General features: G+C 65.5%; 18 protein-coding genes. 9 read left to right on the plus strand and 9 right to left on the minus strand.

Annotated elements, in window-relative coordinates:
- Positions 1–1,907: OmpA family protein (locus tag OC450_RS20235; RefSeq protein ID WP_262048530.1), on the plus strand; the 1,907-nt coding region annotated here is incomplete at its 5' end.
- A 157-nt stretch (positions 1,908–2,064) separates the two neighbouring features.
- On the opposite strand, the gene argG is transcribed toward OC450_RS20235, so the two are convergent.
- From argG to OC450_RS20265, 6 genes are all read right to left on the minus strand, one after another.
- Positions 2,065–3,408: an argininosuccinate synthase gene (gene argG / locus OC450_RS20240; protein ID WP_211383672.1), complete on the minus strand. Its 1,344-nt coding sequence runs from the start codon at positions 3,406–3,408 to the stop codon at positions 2,065–2,067.
- Positions 3,409–3,502: 94 nt separating this feature from the next.
- Positions 3,503–4,279 carry a phosphatase PAP2 family protein gene (locus OC450_RS20245; RefSeq protein WP_262048531.1) on the minus strand — a complete coding sequence of 259 codons (777 nt, stop codon included), beginning with the start codon at positions 4,277–4,279 and terminating at the stop codon, positions 3,503–3,505.
- Between the two features lie 57 nt (positions 4,280–4,336).
- On the minus strand, positions 4,337–4,831 hold the full coding sequence (locus OC450_RS20250) for a hypothetical protein (RefSeq protein WP_211384207.1): 495 nt from the start codon (positions 4,829–4,831) through the stop codon (positions 4,337–4,339).
- A gap of 126 nt (positions 4,832–4,957) precedes the next feature.
- Positions 4,958–6,160, minus strand: coding sequence for a 23S rRNA (adenine(2503)-C(2))-methyltransferase RlmN (gene rlmN, locus OC450_RS20255; protein WP_262048532.1), 1,203 nt, complete (start codon positions 6,158–6,160; stop codon positions 4,958–4,960).
- 201 nt (positions 6,161–6,361) lie between these two features.
- Complete coding sequence (locus tag OC450_RS20260) at positions 6,362–7,024, minus strand: invasion associated locus B family protein (RefSeq protein ID WP_256807420.1); 663 nt, start codon at positions 7,022–7,024, stop codon at positions 6,362–6,364.
- 116 nt (positions 7,025–7,140) lie between these two features.
- Positions 7,141–7,980 carry an SDR family oxidoreductase gene (locus tag OC450_RS20265; RefSeq protein ID WP_211383676.1) on the minus strand — a complete coding sequence of 280 codons (840 nt, stop codon included), beginning with the start codon at positions 7,978–7,980 and terminating at the stop codon, positions 7,141–7,143.
- Between the two features lie 149 nt (positions 7,981–8,129).
- Here OC450_RS20265 and OC450_RS20270 point away from each other — a divergent pair, with 149 nt between their 5' ends.
- On the plus strand, positions 8,130–9,104 hold the full coding sequence (locus tag OC450_RS20270) for an NADPH:quinone oxidoreductase family protein (RefSeq protein WP_211383677.1): 975 nt from the start codon (positions 8,130–8,132) through the stop codon (positions 9,102–9,104).
- 81 nt (positions 9,105–9,185) lie between these two features.
- Here OC450_RS20270 and OC450_RS20275 read toward each other — a convergent pair whose 3' ends face one another.
- Together OC450_RS20275 and OC450_RS20280 are read right to left on the minus strand one after the other, a co-directional pair.
- Complete coding sequence (locus OC450_RS20275) at positions 9,186–9,566, minus strand: YkvA family protein (RefSeq protein ID WP_211383678.1); 381 nt, start codon at positions 9,564–9,566, stop codon at positions 9,186–9,188.
- Between the two features lie 91 nt (positions 9,567–9,657).
- Positions 9,658–9,960, minus strand: coding sequence for a 4a-hydroxytetrahydrobiopterin dehydratase (locus OC450_RS20280; protein WP_211383679.1), 303 nt, complete (start codon positions 9,958–9,960; stop codon positions 9,658–9,660).
- A 152-nt stretch (positions 9,961–10,112) separates the two neighbouring features.
- Here OC450_RS20280 and OC450_RS20285 point away from each other — a divergent pair, with 152 nt between their 5' ends.
- Both OC450_RS20285 and OC450_RS20290 read left to right on the plus strand, forming a co-directional pair.
- Positions 10,113–11,558 carry a TAXI family TRAP transporter solute-binding subunit gene (locus tag OC450_RS20285; protein ID WP_211383680.1) on the plus strand — a complete coding sequence of 482 codons (1,446 nt, stop codon included), beginning with the start codon at positions 10,113–10,115 and terminating at the stop codon, positions 11,556–11,558.
- A gap of 103 nt (positions 11,559–11,661) precedes the next feature.
- Entirely contained in the window at positions 11,662–13,203 is a 1,542-nt protein-coding gene (locus OC450_RS20290; protein WP_211383681.1) for an alkaline phosphatase D family protein, read from the plus strand.
- 10 nt (positions 13,204–13,213) lie between these two features.
- Here the strand turns inward: OC450_RS20290 and OC450_RS20295 are convergent, their stop codons facing one another.
- Positions 13,214–13,597, minus strand: a complete 384-nt coding sequence (locus OC450_RS20295) for a response regulator (RefSeq protein ID WP_211383682.1) — start codon at positions 13,595–13,597, stop codon at positions 13,214–13,216.
- Positions 13,598–13,776: 179 nt separating this feature from the next.
- On the opposite strand from OC450_RS20295, the gene OC450_RS20300 reads away from it, so the two are divergent.
- From OC450_RS20300 to typA, 5 genes are all read left to right on the plus strand, one after another.
- A complete protein-coding gene (locus OC450_RS20300; RefSeq protein WP_211383683.1) occupies positions 13,777–14,544 on the plus strand; it encodes a Crp/Fnr family transcriptional regulator in 768 nt (255 codons plus the stop codon).
- 87 nt (positions 14,545–14,631) lie between these two features.
- On the plus strand, positions 14,632–15,348 hold the full coding sequence (locus OC450_RS20305; protein WP_211383684.1) for a prolipoprotein diacylglyceryl transferase: 717 nt from the start codon (positions 14,632–14,634) through the stop codon (positions 15,346–15,348).
- A complete protein-coding gene (locus OC450_RS20310) occupies positions 15,329–16,774 on the plus strand; it encodes a radical SAM protein (RefSeq protein ID WP_256807425.1) in 1,446 nt (481 codons plus the stop codon). Before OC450_RS20305 ends, OC450_RS20310 begins: the two co-directional genes overlap by 20 nt.
- 14 nt (positions 16,775–16,788) lie before the next feature.
- Positions 16,789–17,049 carry a hypothetical protein gene (locus tag OC450_RS20315; protein ID WP_262048533.1) on the plus strand — a complete coding sequence of 87 codons (261 nt, stop codon included), beginning with the start codon at positions 16,789–16,791 and terminating at the stop codon, positions 17,047–17,049.
- A gap of 256 nt (positions 17,050–17,305) precedes the next feature.
- Entirely contained in the window at positions 17,306–19,132 is a 1,827-nt protein-coding gene (gene typA / locus OC450_RS20320) for a translational GTPase TypA (RefSeq protein WP_211383687.1), read from the plus strand.

Consider the following 19,132-nt stretch of genomic DNA (forward strand, 5'->3'; position numbering starts at 1 on the left):
CACCACCCCCCGCGGCCCGTCCGGCGCCGCCGCCGCCCCCACCGCCGCCGGCCGCCCCGAAGCCGCCTTCGCCGCCGCCGGCAGCAGCTCCGCAGCAGCGCGCGCCGACACCTCCGCCTCCGGCACCGCCCGCAGCACGCCCGGCTCCCGCACCGCCCGCCGCGGCCCCACAGCAGCACGCGCCCACGCCTCCGCCTCCGGCACCGCCCGCGGCACGCCCGGCTCCCACACCGCCGCCCGCCGCGGCTCCGCAGCAGCATGCGCCCACGCCTCCGCCGCCTCCGGCAGCGGGTCCTTCGGGACGGCCGGCGCCTGCGCCGACGGCAACGCCCACTCCGGCACCTGCTGCTCCCGCAGCGCGCCCGGCGACGCCTGCTGCCCCAACCGCCACGCCTGCGCCGACAGCAACCCCTGCGCCGACCGCAACGCCGGCTCCGGGCAGCACGCCGCCGACTGGCCGCCCCGGTGCACCGCCCCCTGGCGGACGTCCTGGCGCGCCTCCGGCGGCAGGGTCACCTGCTCCAGGCGCAACGCCCGCTCCGACCGCGACGCCTGCCCCTGGTGGCGCTCCGACGCCGCCACCCGGCCGTCCGGGTTCGGCTCCTGCGCCCGGCGCAACCCCGTCCCCGACTGCGACGCCGGCGCCCGGTGGCGCCGTGACACCGCCGCCGGGACGTCAGGGTGGCGTGCCTCCCGCGGGCGCCCCTGCTGCCGGAACCCCGCCAGCCCAGCCGCAGGCAGGCGTCCCGCCCCGGCCGCCGGCTCCTCCCGCCGGCGTCGCAGCCCCGAGCACCGTCTCCGGCTCGGCGGCCGCAACGCCGCCGCCCGGCAGAACGCAAAATGCTCCGCCGACGGTTGCGCCCGCTTTCCGCGCCGCGCCCACGACGACCACGCCCCTGCCGCCGGCGCCGCGTCCGCCGCAGCGTGACCTGACACCGATCGCGATCGGTGCGGGCGTGGTGGCCGGCGCCGTGATCGGCGCCACCATCGCCGACCTCCACAGCCAGCGGCGCGAGGCCGTCGAAGGCGGCCGCACCGTCTACACCGAGCCGGACCGCATCATCATCCGCGATCCGGGCGGGCAGACATACGTCCGCGGCAACGATCTCTATCGCTTCCGCTACGGCGCCCGCGACATCCGCACCGACACCGTCGGCGGCGACACCCGCACCGTCGTGATCCGTCCCGACGGCAGCGAGATCATCACCGTGGTCAGTCCGGACGGTCGGCTGCTGCGGCGAATCCGCAGGGACCCCCGCGGGCGCGAGATCGTCATCATCGACAACAGCTACCGCGATCCGCAGTCGATCGGCGGCTTCTATGTCGACGCGCCGCCTCCGGTGGTCAACATTCCCTACGATCGCTACATCGTCGACGCCCAGGAAGCGTCGCCGGATGTGATCTACCAGACCATGGTGGCACCGCCGGTGCAGCGGATCGACCGTCGCTACACGCTCGACGAAATCCGCTACAGCCCCAATGTTCGCATGCAGATGCCGAGCATCGACGTCAACACGATCAACTTCGAGACGGGATCGTGGACCATCCCGCCGGACCAGGCGGCGAAGCTCCAGTCGATCGCCGATGGTCTCAACCGTGCGATCCAGGCCAACCCGCGCGTGGTGTTCCTGATCGAAGGGCACACCGACGCGGTCGGCAACGACGTCGACAATCTGTCATTGTCGGACCGCCGTGCGCAGTCCGCGGCCGAATTGCTGACCCAGCAGTTCGGTGTGCCGGCTGAGAACCTGACGTCGCAGGGCTATGGCGAGCAGTACCTGAAGGAGCAGACGCAAGGGCCGAGCGTGATCAACCGGCGGGTCACCGTCCGCAACATCACGCCGCTGCTCAACGGCGGCCAGGCCTCGCTGCCGCCGCCCCCGCCCGGCACCGCGCCGCCGCGCTGAGGCGACACCCAAATGCAAAATGGCCGGGAGCGATCCCGGCCATTTTTGTTTTCGTTGCTGCGAGGAGCGAAGCGACGAAGCGATCCAGACTATCGCTGCGGAAAGATTCTGGATTGCTTCGCTTCGCTCGCAATGACGAATGAGGCAACAGTGCCGGCTACGGCTGGCCCTTGTCGTTCTCCAGCCTGAAGATCTGCGAGCCTTCGCTGCCCGAGAGCAGGCCCGTCTCCGTGTACAGCTTCAGCTTCGTGCGCGTGTCGGCGATGTCGAGATTGCGCATGGTGAGCTGGCCGATGCGGTCGGCCGGCGTGAAGGCGGCGTCCTCCACCTTCTCCATGCTGAGCCGCTCGGGCGCATAGGTCAGGTTGGGGCTCTCGGTGTTCAGGATCGAATAGTCGTTGCCGCGGCGCAGCTCGAGCGTCACCTCGCCGGTGACGGCGCGCGCGACCCAGCGCTGTGCGGTCTCCCGCAGCATCAGGGCCTGCGAGTCGAACCAGCGGCCCTGATAGAGCAGGCGTCCGAGGCGCATGCCGCTGATGCGGTATTGTTCGATGGTGTCCTCGTTGTGGATGCCGGTGACGAGGCGCTCATAGGCGATGTGCAACAAGGCCATGCCCGGCGCTTCATAGATGCCGCGGCTCTTGGCTTCGATGATGCGGTTCTCGATCTGGTCGCTCATGCCAAGGCCGTGGCGGCCGCCGATGGCGTTGGCTTCGAGGAACAGTGCGACGGGATCAGAGAAAGTCTGGCCGTTCAGCGCGACCGGCTGGCCTTCCTCGAAGCGCACCACGACCTTCTCGGCCTTGACGTTGCAGTCGTCGCGCCAGAACGGCACGCCCATGATCGGGTTGACGATCTTGATGCCGCTGTCGAGGCTTTCGAGATCCTTTGCCTCGTGCGTCGCGCCGAGCAGATTGCTGTCGGTCGAATAGGCCTTCTCGGCGCTCATCTTGTAGGCGAAGCCCTGCGCGGTCATGAACGCCGACATCTCGGCGCGGCCGCCGAGCTCGTCGATGAACTGCTGGTCGAGCCAGGGCTTGTAGATGCGCAGGCCCGGATTGGTCAGCAGGCCGTAGCGATAGAAGCGCTCGATGTCGTTGCCCTTGAAGGTCGAGCCGTCGCCCCAGATGTTGACGCCGTCTTCCTTCATCGCCGCGACCAGCATCGTGCCGGTGACGGCGCGCCCGAGCGGCGTGGTGTTGAAATAGGTGATGCCGCCGGTGGAGATGTGGAAGGCGCCGGACTGGATCGCGGCGATGCCTTCGTGGACTAGCTGCGTGCGGCAATCGACCAGCACGGCCTTCTCGGCACCGAACTCCTGCGCCTTGCGCGGGATCTCGTTGTAGTCGGCTTCATCGGGCTGGCCGAGATTGGCGGTATAGGCGTAGCAGCGCGCGCCCTTCTGCTTCATCCAGAGCAGCGCCGCGCTGGTGTCGAGGCCGCCCGAAAACGCGATGCCGACTTTCTCGCCCTTGGGCAGGCTTTTCAGGATCGTGGTCATGGGGCTTCCAATCGGGTCTCAAGGGGGCTGATGTCGTTTGCGAGTTGACCGCGCGAATATCAAATTTCGCACGCCTCGGCACGCATTTAATGGCTCAAATCGACGGCTCGGGGCCCGTCTTGCTGCCGAACAGGCGCTGGCGGAGCCGGTAGGCGGGCATGTTCAGGCGGGTCAGGGCGGCGTCGACCGCCTCGTCCGAAAATCGCGTCCGCGGCCAGCGGTAAATCAGCGCGTAGGCAAACCAGATCACGACGAAGGTGACGAAGCCGGCGATCGAGACATCGGTGAAGAAGTGGCCGCCGAAGGCCATGCGGAGCCCGCTGGTGACGGCACCGAAGACAACCGCACCGGCATAGGCGAGCGGCCGCCATGCCGGCGGCGCCAGCGCGGCGGGCGCCAGCGTCCAGAACGCGGTCGCGCCTTCGCCCGAAAAGAATGAACAATTGCGCGCGCAGTCGCCGCGCGGATCCCACCACGGCACGAACTGCTGGTCGCCGGCAAACTGCGTCACCACCACCGGACGCGGCCGGCCCCAATAGGTCTTGAAGGTGAGATTGGTCAAAATGCCCGCCGACAGGATGATGGTGACCAGCAGGAACACGATCGCGCGCCCCGACACCAACAAGGGACGATCGGGCCGGATCATCTTGACCACGAGCGCGACCAGCGGCGGCAGCACGAACGCCCAGGCAACCCACATCGCGGCGTCGCGCGCGAAGGCCGCCCAGTCGTTCAGCTTGAGCGGAAACGTCTTCGTCTCAGGGTCGAAAAACAGCGCGGCGAGCTTGAGATCGAGCTCGGGATAGAGGCCGAAGACGACGCCGATCACGAGCCACAGCGCCAGGGCGATGAAGAGTCCAGTCCGGTTCATGGCGCGCGGTTTAGCGGAGTGGGGCGGAGATGAAAACCCCGGGGAAGGTCAAGACAATCAGTGCGCATCCGGCCTTGAATTCGACGGCAGCGGCGGAGGTGGCTTGCGCGGCAGCGGCGGATTGCGCCAGGCGCCGGCGTTGCGGCCGGCGATCAGCCAGTAGACGACGCCCGCGACGATGCCCGCGCCCGTCATGATCTCCAGATGCCGCCGCACGACGCCCTCGAACTGCAAGGTATCGGAGTGGAAGGGAACGAGGCCGAGATAGCAGGCGAGCCCCACGAGGCCGCCGCCGACGGCATAGGCCAGCGCGCTGCGGATGTAGAGCGCCTCGGTGATCGCGACGATCACCGCCGCCGGCACCAGCGCAAAGCCCGAGACGAAGATGAAGCCGAAACCGAGCAGGACGTCGATCGTGCCCTCATCGACGGGACCGGCGCCCAGATCGGCGAACTCCGGAAACAGCAGCGCGACGACCACGATCATGCCGCCGACGAAACAGGCGGCGAGAAAGCCGATGAAGATGACGACGAGGCGGCCGATCAGGGACATGCTGGGAAAACTCACTGCCCGTCATTGCGAGCGAAGCGAAGCAATCCATCCTGTCTCTGCGGAAAGACGCTGGATTGCTTCGCTTCGCTCGCAATGACGAGGATGCGAGACTGCGTGCATTGTCTATCAGTCCGTCATCGCCATGGCGCGCAGCGTCTGGCGTTCGCGGGCCGAGAGCTTTTCGGTCTCCGACTTGAGCTGGCCGCAGGCGGCGAGGATGTCGCGGCCGCGCGGGGTGCGCACCGGCGAGGAATAGCCGGCGTTGAAGATATATTCGGAGAATTTTTCGATCTGGTCCCAGTCCGAGCATTCATAGGCCGTACCCGGCCAGGGATTGAACGGGATCAGGTTGATCTTGGCGTGAATGCCCTTGAGCATCTTCACCAGCAGCTTGGCATCGTCGAGCGAATCATTGACGCCCTTGAGCATCACATATTCGAAGGTGATGCGGCGCGCGTTCGAGGCGCCGGGATAATCGCGGCAGGCCTGCAGCAATTCCTTGATCGGATATTTGCGGTTGAGCGGCACCAGTTCGTTGCGAAGCTCGTCGCGCACCGCATGCAGCGAAATCGCGAGCATCACGCCGATCTCCTCGCCCGCGCGCACGATGTTCGGCACCACGCCCGAGGTCGACAGCGTGATGCGGCGACGGGAGATGCCGATGCCTTCATTGTCGCCGACGATCAGCAGCGCATCGCGCACCGCATCGAAATTGTAGAGTGGCTCACCCATGCCCATCATCACGATGTTGGTGACGCGGCGGGTGCCGTCCTCGCGATCGGCCCAGTCATTGAGGCGGTCGCGGGCGACCATGATCTGACCGACGATCTCGCCTGCGGTAAGGTTGCGCACCAGGCGCTGCGTGCCGGTGTGGCAGAAGGAGCAGTTCAGCGTGCAGCCGACCTGGGAGGAGACGCAGAGCGTGCCGCGATCGGTCTCGGGGATGTAGACGCACTCGACTTCATGCGCCTTCTCGACATTGTCGCCGCTCGGCAGACGCAGCAGCCATTTGCGGGTGCCGTCGTTGGAGATCTGCTCGGCCACGACTTCGGGCCGGTCGACGGTGAAGTGCTGCGCGAGCTCGGCGCGAATGCCCTTCGAGACCGACGTCATGTCGTCGAAATTCTGGGCGCCGCGGAAATACATCCAGTGCCAGAGCTGCTGCACGCGCATCTTGCGCTGCGCAGGCGCAACGCCGATTTCGTCGAGGCGATCGGCAAGCTCGGTGCGCGACAGGCCGATCAGAGACGGCTTGGCCGGCGGCACATAGGTTTCGAGCGGAGTCTTCTCCACCAGGATTGCGTTGTGCGGCTCGGTCGTCGGTTGCATTGAATGGACCTAATGGCTTGGTCGTTCCGGGATGGTCCTGATGACCAGACCCGGAACTTCGAGATTCCAGGCTCGATGCTGCGCATCGCCCCGGAATGACGGAAGAAATCTGGAACCGGCCTTATATAGCAACCGGAACCGCCGATTGCGACCGTGATACCGCCTGCAGCCTTAACGCCGGCAGTCCTATCGTCGGCAGTCTTACCGTCGGCAGTCCTGCGAGATCCGGTCCAGCGCCTGGGCGAGACCCTTCAGCGAGAAGGTATCGGTCGTCTCGGTCCCCTTGGCCGAGACGCCCTTGACCACGAGATCGGCGGATTTGCGCATGGCTTCGACCATCCGATCCTCCTCGGCCGCGTTCTTGATCCAGAGGCCGTCGCCCTGCGTGTACATGGCGAAGGCGGCGCCGCCGACCTCGGCCGAGGATTCCGAGCCCGGCTTCAGCGCGTAGCCGATCATGACCGAGACCTCGTTGTTGACCTTCTCCGCCGGCCGCGTCGAGACGAAGGCATAGGCGGGATCGCGCGGCCGATTCGGTGGATTGGTCTTCGACGACGAGGGCTTGGCCAGCGCGAAGCAGACCTTCTTGCCATTGGGCGCGGCCGAATAGGCGCCCCAGGTGCCGAACTGGCCGATCAGGGTCGGCTCGGCGCCGCCCGCAACCGCCGCGGGCGGGGCCACCGGCTTGCTCTCGGGCTTTGCGGCCGTCTTTCCGGTCGCATGGGCCGCCGGCGCGGCTGATTTCGGTGCAGGCTCTTTCGGTCCAGGCTTGGGCGCCGGTTGCGCCGTCTGCGCCCGCGCGGAATCGGTGATTCCCAAGGCCGCAACGCCAATCATCAAAGCTAAATTCAGCACCCGCCACATGCTGGAGTGGTTCCCTCAATATTGTGACTGGAAGATGGCCCGGCCGCGCGTTGTCCCCGCGGCAGGGATACCCGGGAAAGTCCAATTTGGGAAGGCAGTTAAGGAGGACGCAGCAGCTAGCTTTTGATGCGCGCAGCGCGCTGTTCGGCCCATTGCGCGTCGGTCCAGCGCAACAGGTCTTCGGCGCCGGAACTGCGCAAATGCGCGCCGCCGTCGATCACCACCATCTCGCCATTGATGTAGCCGGCGCCGTCCGAGACCAGGAAGCTGGCGAGGTCGGCGAGCTCGCCATGCTCGCCGGTGCGCCCCAGCGGGTTGCGCGCGGTCCAGCCCTCGTCACGGCCCTCGGGGCGGAGCTGCCCCGATGCCCCGGCGGTCGGGAACGGTCCCGGCGCGATCGCGACGGTACGGATTCCCTTCGGGCCCCACTCGACCGCGAGACTTTTGGTCATCGCCAGCACCGCCGACTTCGCCATCGCCGACGGCACGGTGAAGGCGCGACCGGTGATGGTCGAGGTCGAGAGGATCGAGAGCACGACGCCGCCATGCCTGGCTTCAATCCAGCGCTTGCCGGCGGCGAGCGTGCAATACATCGCACCGTGCAGCGTCGGCGCCAGGATCGCATCGGCGGCGCGGAACGACAGATGTTCGCTCTGCGCGATGAAGGTCGCGGCGGCATTGTTGACGAGAATATCCAGCGGTGCCTCGCGCCAGATCGCGTCCATCATCGCATCGACGGCGGCGCCATCGCGAATGTCGCAGGCGATCGCCGTGACCTTGCCGCCGGTCTGCGCGCGCATCTCGCTCGCAGCCGCATCGAGCCGATCGAGCCTGCGGCCGCAGATCACGAGCTCGGCGCCAAGCGTGAGGAAGCGGCGCGCCATCGCAGCACCGAGACCCGAGCCGCCACCGGTGACGAGGATGCGCTTGTCCTTGAGCAGGCCTGTTTCAAACATCGTTTGAATCCTTGTTCTTCTTGTTTCGTCATTGCGAGGATAGGCCCTCGCGCTGCCTGAGACAAAGAAACCGGATTGTCGGCCGTGCCTAAATCCGGCAGAAACGATCCAACTTATAATTCCACCTCGAAACGCCCCAAGGTGCCGCCATGAAAGCCATCCTCTGCTCGCAATATTGCCAGCCCGACGATCTCGTGCTCGCGGACGTACCGGATCCGGTGGCAGGTCCCGGCGAAGCGGTGATCGCGATCAAGTCCGCGGCGCTGAACTTCTTCGACCTGCTGATGATCCAGGGCAAGTACCAGATCAAGCCGCCGTTCCCGTTCTCACCGGCCGCGGAAGTCGCCGGCGTGATCGAGAGCATCGGCCCCGGCGTGACGGATCTGAAGGTCGGCGATCGTGTCGTCGCGTCCTGCGGCCACAACGGCGCGCGCGAAAAGATCGCGCTGCCGGCGGCATCGATCGTGAAGATTCCCGACAATCTCGACTTTGACCGCGCGGCCGGCATCATCATCATCTACGGCACCGCGCTGCATGCGCTGGAAGACCGCGCCAGCCCGAAACCGGGCGAGACGCTCGCGGTGCTGGGCGCCGCCGGCGGCACCGGCCTTGCAGCCTGCGAGCTCGGCAAGCTGATGGGCCTGAAGGTGATCGCCTGCGCCTCGTCGGACGAGAAGCTCGAATTCGCCAAAGCGCATGGCGCCGAGCTGACGCTGAACTACGGCAAGGAAGATTTGAAGGAAGGCTTGCGAAAACTCACCGGCGGCAAGGGCGTCGACATCATCTTCGATCCGGTCGGTGGTGCGTATGCCGAGCAGGCGCTGCGCTCGATCGCCTGGGAAGGCCGTTTCCTCGTGATCGGCTTCGCCGCCGGCGACATTCCGAAGATGCCGCTGAACCTCGCGCTGTTGAAGGGCTGCGACATCCGCGGCGTGTTCTGGGGCGCCTGGACCCGGCTCAATCCGGCCAAGAACCGCGCCAATCTCGAGAAGCTGGTGAAGTGGACGGCGGAAGGAAAGATCTCCTCGCATGTCGACCGCACCTTCCCGCTGGCGCAGACCGCCGACGCCCTGAAGGTGCTGGCGGGACGTCAGGCCATGGGCAAGGTGATCCTGCATCCGTGAGGATGCAGGGCGTATAGCAAACTCCTCTACGGGTCGGCCTGGCTTTCGCCAGGACGACGTTGGAGTGCAAGTAGCGCACTGCTACTGCGCTTCCCCCTCACCCAGCCCACGCTTCAAAACAGCACGCGCAGCCTCACGATGTTCCGTCGTGATATGGCCGGCGACCATGCGGATGGCGGTGGCGAGCACGGCGGCGTCGTCGGTGAAGCCGAGGATCGGCATCACGTCGGGAACGAAGTCGAACGGCAGAATGAAATAGGCGATCGCCCCGAGCAGCGAGGCCTGGACGTGGCGCGGCGTCTGCCGGTCGAACGCGCAGTAATAGGCGGCGAGCAGGTCTTCGGCGAACGGCAGATGCGCGGCAACGCGCTTCAGCTTGCGCCAGAAGCGGCGGCGTACGCCCTCGCGATCTTCCGCGAGCCGGTCGGCCGGCTCGAAACCGACGCTGTGTTCGGCAGCCATGTTCGGAAAACTCCCGGTTCAGCAAGGGGAGGCAGATCGCCGCATCCCGTGCTGACCACAAGATAAGGATGCCCCCGGTCGCTGCAAGACGTCAGCCTGGTGTCAGCCTGGCGATCGCGTTCATCGTCTTGGCCAGCTCGATGTCGAGCGCGGTGACGCCGCCGGCATCATGGGTCGACAGCACCACCTCCACCGTCTTGTAGACGTTACGCCATTCGGGGTGGTGGTCCATCTTCTCGGCGACCAGCGCGGCCCTGGTCATGAAGCCGAACGCCTCGTTGAAGTCCTTGAAGACAAAGGTCTTCGCGATCGCGTCGCGACCCTCGATCTCGGTCCAGCCCGATAGTCCTCCGATCGCCTGCCTGCGCGCCTCCGCCGAAAGCCGTTCTGCCATCCTCGCCTCCTTGCTTCAGGGGAACTTTACCCTAACTCCGTGCTGACACCCCGGGTTCATCCGGGATTTGCTCCATCCGCTAACCATGACGGAGATGTAACCCCGCTGGACAAGAAATTTGCTACACTTGCGGGTGTAAATCGCCGGCCAAGATGAAACTGAGCCTCAAGCGACTGTTCGGGAGATCGATGACCGGGGGATTGGACCTGGCCGAAGCGCCCAACCCGCCTTCGCCGCGATCAGCGGCGCGGAAGACGGCGCTCGTGACTCTCGCACTGGTGCTTGCGATCGTCGGAGCGCTGGCCGGCGGCTATTATTTCGCGATGCGTCCGGTGACGCTGAAGATCGCGGTCGGTCCCGCCAACAGCGATGACCTCAAGGTCGTGCAGGCGTTGACGCAGGCCTTCGCGCAGAGCAAGAGCCAGGTGCGGCTGCGCCCGATCCAGACCGACGGCGCCACCGCCAGCGCCGAAGCGCTCGCGGAAGGCAAGGCCGACCTCGCCATCGTGCGCGGCGACGTCGACGTGCCGAAGAACGCGCAAGCGGTCGCAATCCTGCGCAAGAACGTCGTGGTGCTGTGGTCCGTGCCCGGCAAGGGCAAGAAGAAGGGCGCGAAGATCACCAAGATCACGCAGCTCGCCGGCCATCGCGTCGGCGTGGTCGGCCGCACCCAGGCCAACGTCAACCTGCTCAAGGTGATCCTCCAGCAATACGGCGTCGATCCCGCCAAGGTCGAGATCATTCAGTTCCCGGCCAATGAAGCCGCCGAGGCGATCAAGGCCCAGAAGGCCGATGCCTATCTCGCGGCCGGCCCCGTCAACAGCAAGATCACGTCGGATGCGATCGCCGCATCCGCCAAGGATTTCGGCACGCCGGCCTTCCTCGCGATCGATTCGGCGGATGCGATCGCACAGAATCATCCGGTCTATGAAGCATCGGAGATTCCCGCCGGCACCTATGGCGGCTCGCCCTCTCGTCCGGACGACGAGGTCAAGACCATCAGCTTCGCGCACCACATCGTGGCGCGGAAGGCCGTGTCCGAAACCACCATCGCGGCGTTCACGCGCCAGCTTTTCGCGGTCCGCCAGCAATTGGTAACGGAATTCCCGCTGACGGCAAAGATCGAAACGCCCGACACCGACAAGGATGCGGTGATCCCCGCGCATCCGGGCGCGGCCGCCTTCGTCGACGGCGAGGAGAAGACCTTCCTCGACAAATACAGCGATTACATCTGGTGGACCCTGATGGCGCTCTCCGCCATGGGCTCGCTCGGCGCCTGGTTTGCGGGCTATCTGAAGAAGGACGAGCGCGACAACAACAGCCATCTGCGCGAGCGGCTGCTCGACATGATCCCCGCCGCACGGAAGAGCGAGACCACCGAAGATCTCGACCAGATGCAGACCGAGGCCGACGAGATCCTGCGTGACACGCTGCGCTGCTACGACCACGGCGCGATCGAGGAAGGCGCCCTCACTGCCTTCAACATCGCGCTCGACCAGTTCCACGCCGCTGTCGCCGACCGCAAGGCGGTGCTGTACAGCCAGCCGCAGAGCCCGCAACGCGCAGGCCCGCAGTTCAGGGCCGCCGGCAACGGGTAGACGCCTGCGCGCGTAATCGCTGCGTCACATTGCCTCAATATAGCATCGGACTTCACCGTTGCGGCCGCCGGGGCGGCCGTCTCCACGCGATCGAGACCGTCCCATGAACATCAAATTCTCCCGCCGCCGTTTCCTGACGACCAGCGCCGGCGCGCTTGGCGCGGTCGCAATGCCCTATCTCTCCCGCGCGGCCGACCGGCCGGCCGTGACCCACGGCGTGCAGTCGGGCGACGTCACCGTCGACGGCGGCGTGGTCTGGGCGCGCGCCGATCGTCCGTCGCAGATGCTGGTCGAGGTGGCAACGACGGAATCGTTCAAGGACGCCCGCGCGCTGCCGCCGATCGCGGCGCTGCCCGAGAGCGACTTTACCGCAAAGATGCTGATCGAAAACCTGCCGGGCGGACAGGATATCTTTTACCGCGTTCGTTTTCGCGATCTCTCGCACACCGCGGTGGAAGGCGAGCCGGTGATCGGCCGCTTTCGTACCGCGCCGGCCGACCGCCGCGATGTCAGCTTCGTCTGGGGCGGCGACGTCGCCGGCCAGGGTTGGGGCATCAATCCCGATGACGGCGGCATGGTCACCTTCGCCGCGATGCGCAAGCACAAGCCGGATTTCTTCCTGCATTCCGGCGACACCATCTATGCCGACGGTCCGATCCAGTCCGAGGTGAAGCTCGCCGACGGCAAGATCTGGAAGAACGTCACGATTCCGGAAAAGGCCAAGGTTGCAGAGACGCTGGACGAGTACCGCGCCGCGCACAAATACAATCTGATCGACGACAATGTCCGCGCCTTCAATGCCGAAGTGCCGATCTTCGTTCAATGGGACGACCACGAGGTGACCAACAACTGGTCGCTGTCGAAGGAGCTGCCCGCGACCTACAAGGTGCGCGACATCTCGCTACTGGCGGCCCGCGCGGGCCGCGCCTTCCACGAGATGTATCCGATGCGCGAAAGCATCAATGAGCCCGGCCGGGTCTATCGCCAGATCTCGTACGGCCCGCATCTCGACGTGTTCGTGCTCGACGAGCGCAGCTATCGCGGCCCCAACGGCGCCAATCTCGAAGCCGCTTACGGGCCGGCCAGCTACTTCCTCGGCCCGGACCAGATGGCCTGGCTCAAGCGCGGCCTTTTGAATTCCCGCGCGACCTGGAAGGTGATCGCCTCCGACATGCCGCTCAGCCTCGTCGTCGCGGACACGCCGAAGGGCGGCTCGGAAGCGTTCGCGCAAGGCGACGGCCCGGTGCGCGGCCGCGAGTTCGAGATCGCCGACATCCTGCGCTTCATCAAGATGGCGCCGATCAGCAACACGGTGTGGCTGACTGCGGACGTGCACTACGCCGCCGCGCATTATTACGATCCGAACAAGGCGCAATTCCAGGAGTTCGAGCCGTTCTGGGAATTCGTCTCGGGACCGCTGCATGCGGGCACCTTCGGTCCGAACGCGCTCGACAACACCTTTGGGCCCGAGGTGCGCTTCGTCAAGGCGCCGGACAAGGACAGCCAGAACCTGCCGCCATCGGCCGGCATGCAGTTCTTCGGTCACGTCAAGATCGACGGCGCCTCCGGCCGGATGACGGTGACCTTGCGCGACCGCGCCGACGTCGCGCTGTGGTCGACCACGCTCGATCCGAAGCAGGCCTGACGCCGCATCGCTAATCGGCCGCGCGGACCTGGAGCGCGGCCTCGAGCGCGTCGGTCGAACACGGCTTCTGCAGGCGCGGCTGGCTGACGAATTCCGGCGGAATGCGTGCATCGGCGCCGTAACCGGTGACGAAGACGAACGGAATCTTCAAGGAAGCCAGCCGCTCGGCGATCGCAAAGCTCTTCTCCCGGATCAGTTCGACGTCGAGCAGCGCGAAATCCGGCGCACGCTTCGCGATGGCGTCCAGCGCCTGGCTGACCGAACCGACGGTCCGCACGCCCTTGACCCCGAATCCGAGCAGCCGATCCTCGAAATCGATCGCGATGATCGGATCGTCCTCGACGATCAGGACATCGGCCGGCCAGGCTCGGTCATCGGAAAGTGCGGGTGTCATGATCTCATCTTGAATTTGGAGGTTTTCTGATCGGGACAGCCGCACCACGACGCCTCACCTAGCGCATCGAAGGGTTCCTGGAACGAAACCCACCACATCATAGTTCTCCAGTCTGTCCACTTGTGCACACAAGCGCCGGGCGGAACCCGCTATGTAAGAGGAAGGATGGGGAATTCACGATGGATGCGCGGATCGGTAGGGCAGCCGAGGTCGAGAGCCGGCCGGCAAACAATCTCCTGAGGCGCCTGAGCCAGGCCGACTACGCCCTGCTCGGGCCTCACGTGGCGGTCGAGGATTCCGCGGCGAGCGAGCTGCTGTACAACCCCGGCGACGACGTTCAGGTGGTCCACTTCCCCTGCGGACCGTCGCTCGCGACCTTTCTCGTCCCCAATGAGGACGGCCGCGACGTCGAGACCATCCTGGTCGGCCGCGAGGGCGCGGTGGGCGGCATCGTCAGCGAGGGGTTTCTGCCGGCCTACACCCGGATCTGCGTGAAGTTCGGCGGGCCGTTTGCGCGCATTCACGTCGGCAAGCTGGAAGCGGCCAAGCTGCGCTCGGCGTCGCTGCGCAATGTCTTTGCCCGCTATGCCGATTGCTTGCTGGCACAGATCTTCCAGTCGACGGCCTGCAACGCCATTCACTCGATCGAGCAACGTACCGCCAAATGGATCCTGGCGGCGATGGAGCGGACCGGCGACGAGAACAGCGTGCCGCTGACGCACGAACAGCTCGCGACGCTGCTCGGCGTCGGCCGCAGCTATGCCAGCCGCGTGCTCCAATCGTTCAAGGCGGAAGGCGTGCTCGACACGCGGCGCGGATCGATCCTGGTCCGCAACCGCGACGGCCTGCGCCTGCGCGCCTGCCTGTGCAACGACGCCGTGAAGATGCACTTCGAGGAGGTGCTGCGCGGGGTCTATCCGACCGAGGAAACGCGCGACGCAGGGTAATCGCTCCACCCTGCTCTCCCGATAGATCCGCCCCCGGGGAGGAGGTCGGCGTGCGACGCCGTGGTCGCCGTGCTATGCTCATCCCGCATGAGCGGGGCTTTCCTTCACACTCTCTTCGATGTCGCGGCGTGGCTTGCCGCCGCCGCGGCGCTCTACTGGCTGGCGCGACGGGGCTTGCGGTTTCCGGCGCAATCCTTCGAGCTGCCCTACGTCGCCGTGCTGGTGTTCGGTGCGGGCCTCGGCGCCTACCTGTTCGGCTCCGCCAATCTGTGGCTGTCGGGCCAGAGCGGCATTGCGCGCTCGGTGGAAGGTGCGCTCGCCGGCGGCATCGTGGCGATCGAACTCTACAAATGGTCCGCGGGGATCACCGTGCGAACCGGCGCGCGGTTTGCGCTGCCGCTGGCGCTCGGCATCGCGATTGGCCGGCTCGGCTGCTATTTCGCCGGCCTCGACGATTTCACCTACGGCACGCCGACGGCATTACCCTGGGGCCATGATTTCGGCGACGGCGTCCCGCGCCATCCCGTGCAACTCTACGAGAGCGCCGCAATGGCCGTATTCGCGCTGCTCTATGTGCTGGCGGTGTTGAACCGGAACGCGTTTGTGATCACCAATGGTTTCTACCTCGTCCTGGCCTATTATGGAGCGCAGCGATTCCTGTGGGAATTCCTCAAGCCCTATGGCCCGCTGATCGGCCCCTTCACGCTGTTTCACCTGCTGTCGATGTCCATCCTGCTCTACGCCGCAATCATGCTGGCGACGGCGCCCAAAGCGAGATCCATGCATGAACGCGCCGTTGCGTAAGTCGCGTCCCTACGTCTTCTGGGGCCAGACGCAGTCACTTTGCGAGACCTGCCTGAAGCTGGTGCCGGCCAAGATCCAGATCCTCGACAACGAGGTCTGGTACGAGAAGCGCTGCAACGAGCATGGCGTCCAGTCGACGCTGGTATCGACGGATGCCGCCTATTGGCGCCTGTGCAAGGAGTTCATCAAGCCGGGCGACCGGCCGCTGCAATTCCAGCAGCGCACGGAATTCGGCTGTCCCTATGATTGCGGGCTGTGTGCCGATCACGAGCAGCATTCCTGCCTGGCGCTGATCGAGATCACCGAGCACTGCAACCTCACCTGCCCGGTCTGCTTCGCGGAATCCTCGCCTGCGCGAACCCAGTTCACCCCGCTCGCCACCGTCGAGACGATGCTGGACGCACTGGTCGCCAGCGAAGGCGAGCCGGATCTGGTGCAGATCTCGGGCGGCGAGCCGACGCTGCATCCGGATTTCTTCGAGATCCTCGATGCCGTCCGTGCCCGCCCGATCCGCCACGTCATGATCAACACCAACGGCCTGCGCATCGCCCGCGAAAAGGATTTCGTGGCGCGGCTCGCCGAGAACAAGCGCGGGCTCGAGGTCTATCTCCAGTTCGATTCGCTCGAACGCGATGCGTTGATCAATCTGCGCGGCGCGGATTTGCGCAAGATCCGCCAGCAGGCGCTGGAAAATCTCGAGCATTTTGGCGTATCGACCACGCTGGTGGCCACCATCAAGCGCGGCGTCAACGATGCCGAGATCGGCGACATCGTTCGTCACGCGCTGACCTGGAAATGCGTGCGCGGCGTAACGTTGCAGCCGGTGCAGGACGCCGGCCGCAACGAGAATTTCGACAAGAACACCGACCGCATCATGCTGTCCGATATCCGCAAGCGCGTGGTCGAAACTGGCGTGTTCGGCGACAAGGACATGATTCCCCTACCCTGCAACCCCGAAAGCATCTCGATCGGCTACGGCCTGCGCAATGGCGAAAAGGTGCTGCCGCTGACCTCGCTGATCCCGCAGGAGCAACTCGTCGCATTGTTGCCCAATACGATCAGCCCGGAGAAGCATCCGGCGCTGCGGGAGAAATTCATCGATCTGTTTTCGCTATCCTCGGGACCGCTGAACACGAGCGAACGCGTCTGCGAATTGCTGTGCTGCCTGCCGAGCTTCGAGGTGCCGGAAGGCCTCACTTACGAGAACGTCTTCCGCGTCACCATTGTGCAGTTTCTCGATCGCTTCAATTTCTGCGTGGGCAACGTCAAGCGCAGCTGCATCCATTTCGTGACGCCGCAGGGCGCGATCATTCCCTTCGACACCTACAATCTGTTCTACCGCAACGGGAAGATCGACAGCATCCGAGCCGCACTGGCCGGGCAGACTTATCGGGAAGCAAGGCAGAAGGAGGAGGTGCCGCGGTGAGCGACGAGGGACCCATGAGCGATTCCAACCGCATGCCACCGGCACCGCCTCCGCCTCCGACCGCGCCGCGCAGCGGCTGCCTGACCGCGCTGATGGCGATCTTCGGGATCATGCTGCTGCTGCCCGGTGTCTGCGCGCTGTTGTTCGGCGGAATTTCAATATCCGACAGCGGCCGGATCGATTCCGATATCGCGCCCCTGATCTTCCTGGGCCTGGTCGTGGGGCTGGGCGGGGTCGCCCTGATCTGGGCCGCCATCAAGGGCCGGCGCGTCTGAGCCGGGCTTTTCGCCTAACCCCCGGGAATCCCCAGACAAAATTCAGTCAACCAAGGCCCAAAGAACGCATTGTTTTTTGGCGGTTTTTGCCTATATTGCGCCGCAACGCATAGGGTGCCCGGTCGATATGGCCGGGTTTCCTTTTTGGGCGGAAAGCGCCCCGTTTCCAGTCTTCCAGCGTTGTTTCGAGAAGAGGTCCCGGTCTGACCGGCGAGATCGCGCTTAACCCATTGTCCGACTGCAAAGAAGCCCACTCATGAACCTTCGCAACATCGCCATCATCGCCCACGTCGACCACGGCAAGACGACCCTCGTCGACCGCCTCCTCCAGCAATCCGGCACCTATCGCGAGAACCAGAAGGTGACCGAGCGCGCCATGGACTCCAACGATCTAGAGCGCGAGCGCGGCATCACCATCCTGGCCAAGGCGGCCTCGGTGCAGTGGAAGGACACCCGCATCAACATCGTCGACACCCCCGGCCACGCCGATTTCGGCGGTGAGGTCGAGCGCATCCTGAACATGGTGGACGGCGCGCTGGTGCTGGTGGACGCCGCCGAAGGCCCGCTGCCGCAGACCAAATTCGTGGTCTCCAAGGCGCTCAAGGTCGGTCTGAAGCCGATCGTCGTCATCAACAAGGTCGACCGCCCCGACGCGCGAGCGACCGAAGTCATCAACGAGGTGTTCGACCTGTTCGCGGCGCTCGACGCCAGCGAGGAACAGCTCGACTTCCCGATCCTCTACGGATCGGCCAAGCAGGGCTGGATGGCCGAGAGCCCGGATGGATCTCAGGAAGCCGGCATGCAGCCGCTGTTCGACCTGATCGTGCGCCATGTCGCGCCGCCGACCGTCGAAGAAGGCCCGTTCCGCATGATCGGCACCATTCTGGAAGCCAACCCCTATCTCGGGCGCATCATCACCGGCCGCATCTCCTCAGGCTCGATCAAGCCGAACCAGGCCGTGAAGGTGCTGGGCGCCGACGGCAAGACGATCGAGCAGGGCCGCATCACCAAGATCCTCGCCTTCCGCGGCATCGAGCGCACTCCTCTCGAGGAAGCCGACGCAGGCGACATCGTCGCGATCGCCGGCCTGACCAAGGGCACGGTCGCCGACACCTTCTGCGATCCGTCGGTCGATACGCCGCTCGTGGCGCAGCCGATCGACCCGCCGACCGTGTCGATGTCCTTCATCGTCAACAACTCGCCGCTCGCCGGCACCGAAGGCGACAAGGTGACCAGCCGTATGATCCGCGACCGCCTGCTGCGCGAGTCCGAAGGCAACGTCGCGCTGCGCGTGGTTGAAGCCTCCGACAAGGACGCCATGGAAGTCTCGGGCCGCGGCGAATTGCAGCTCGCGATCCTGATCGAGACCATGCGCCGCGAGGGCTTCGAGCTCTCGGTGTCACGTCCGCGCGTCGTGTTCCAGAAGGACGAGGCCACCGGCGCCACCCTGGAGCCGATTGAGGAGGTCGTCATCGACGTCGACGAGGAGCATTCCGGCGTCGTCGTGCAGAAGATGAGCGAGCGCAAGTCCGAGCTGATCGAGATGAAGCCGTCCGGCGGCAACCGCCTGCGGCTGGTGTTCTACGCGCCGACCCGCGGCTTGATCGGCTACCAGGGCGAACTGCTCACCGACACCCGCGGCACCGCGATCATGAACCGCCTGTTCCACGGCTATGCGCCGTACAAGGGCGAGATCCAGGGCCGCCGCAACGGCGTCTTGATCTCCAACGACCAGGGCGAGGCCGTGGCCTACGCCATGTTCAAGCTGGAAGATCGCGGCCCGATGATGATCGAGCCGGGCTGGAAGGTCTACAAGGGCATGATCGTCGGCGAGCACACCCGCGACAACGACCTCGAGATCAACGTGCTCAAGGGCAAGCAGCTCACCAACATCCGCACGACCTCCAAGGACGAAGCCGTGCGCCTGACCCCGCCGATCCGCATGACGCTGGAAAAGGCGCTGGCCTATATCGAGGACGACGAGTTGGTCGAGATCACGCCGAAGTCGATCCGCCTGCGCAAGCGGCACCTCGACCCGAACGAGCGCAAGCGCGCGGAAAAATCCAAGGAAGCGGTGGCGTAA

Origin of the sequence: Bradyrhizobium sp. Bra78 (genome assembly GCF_024519855.1) — a bacterium.
Classification (GTDB): domain Bacteria; phylum Pseudomonadota; class Alphaproteobacteria; order Rhizobiales; family Xanthobacteraceae; genus Bradyrhizobium; species Bradyrhizobium japonicum_G.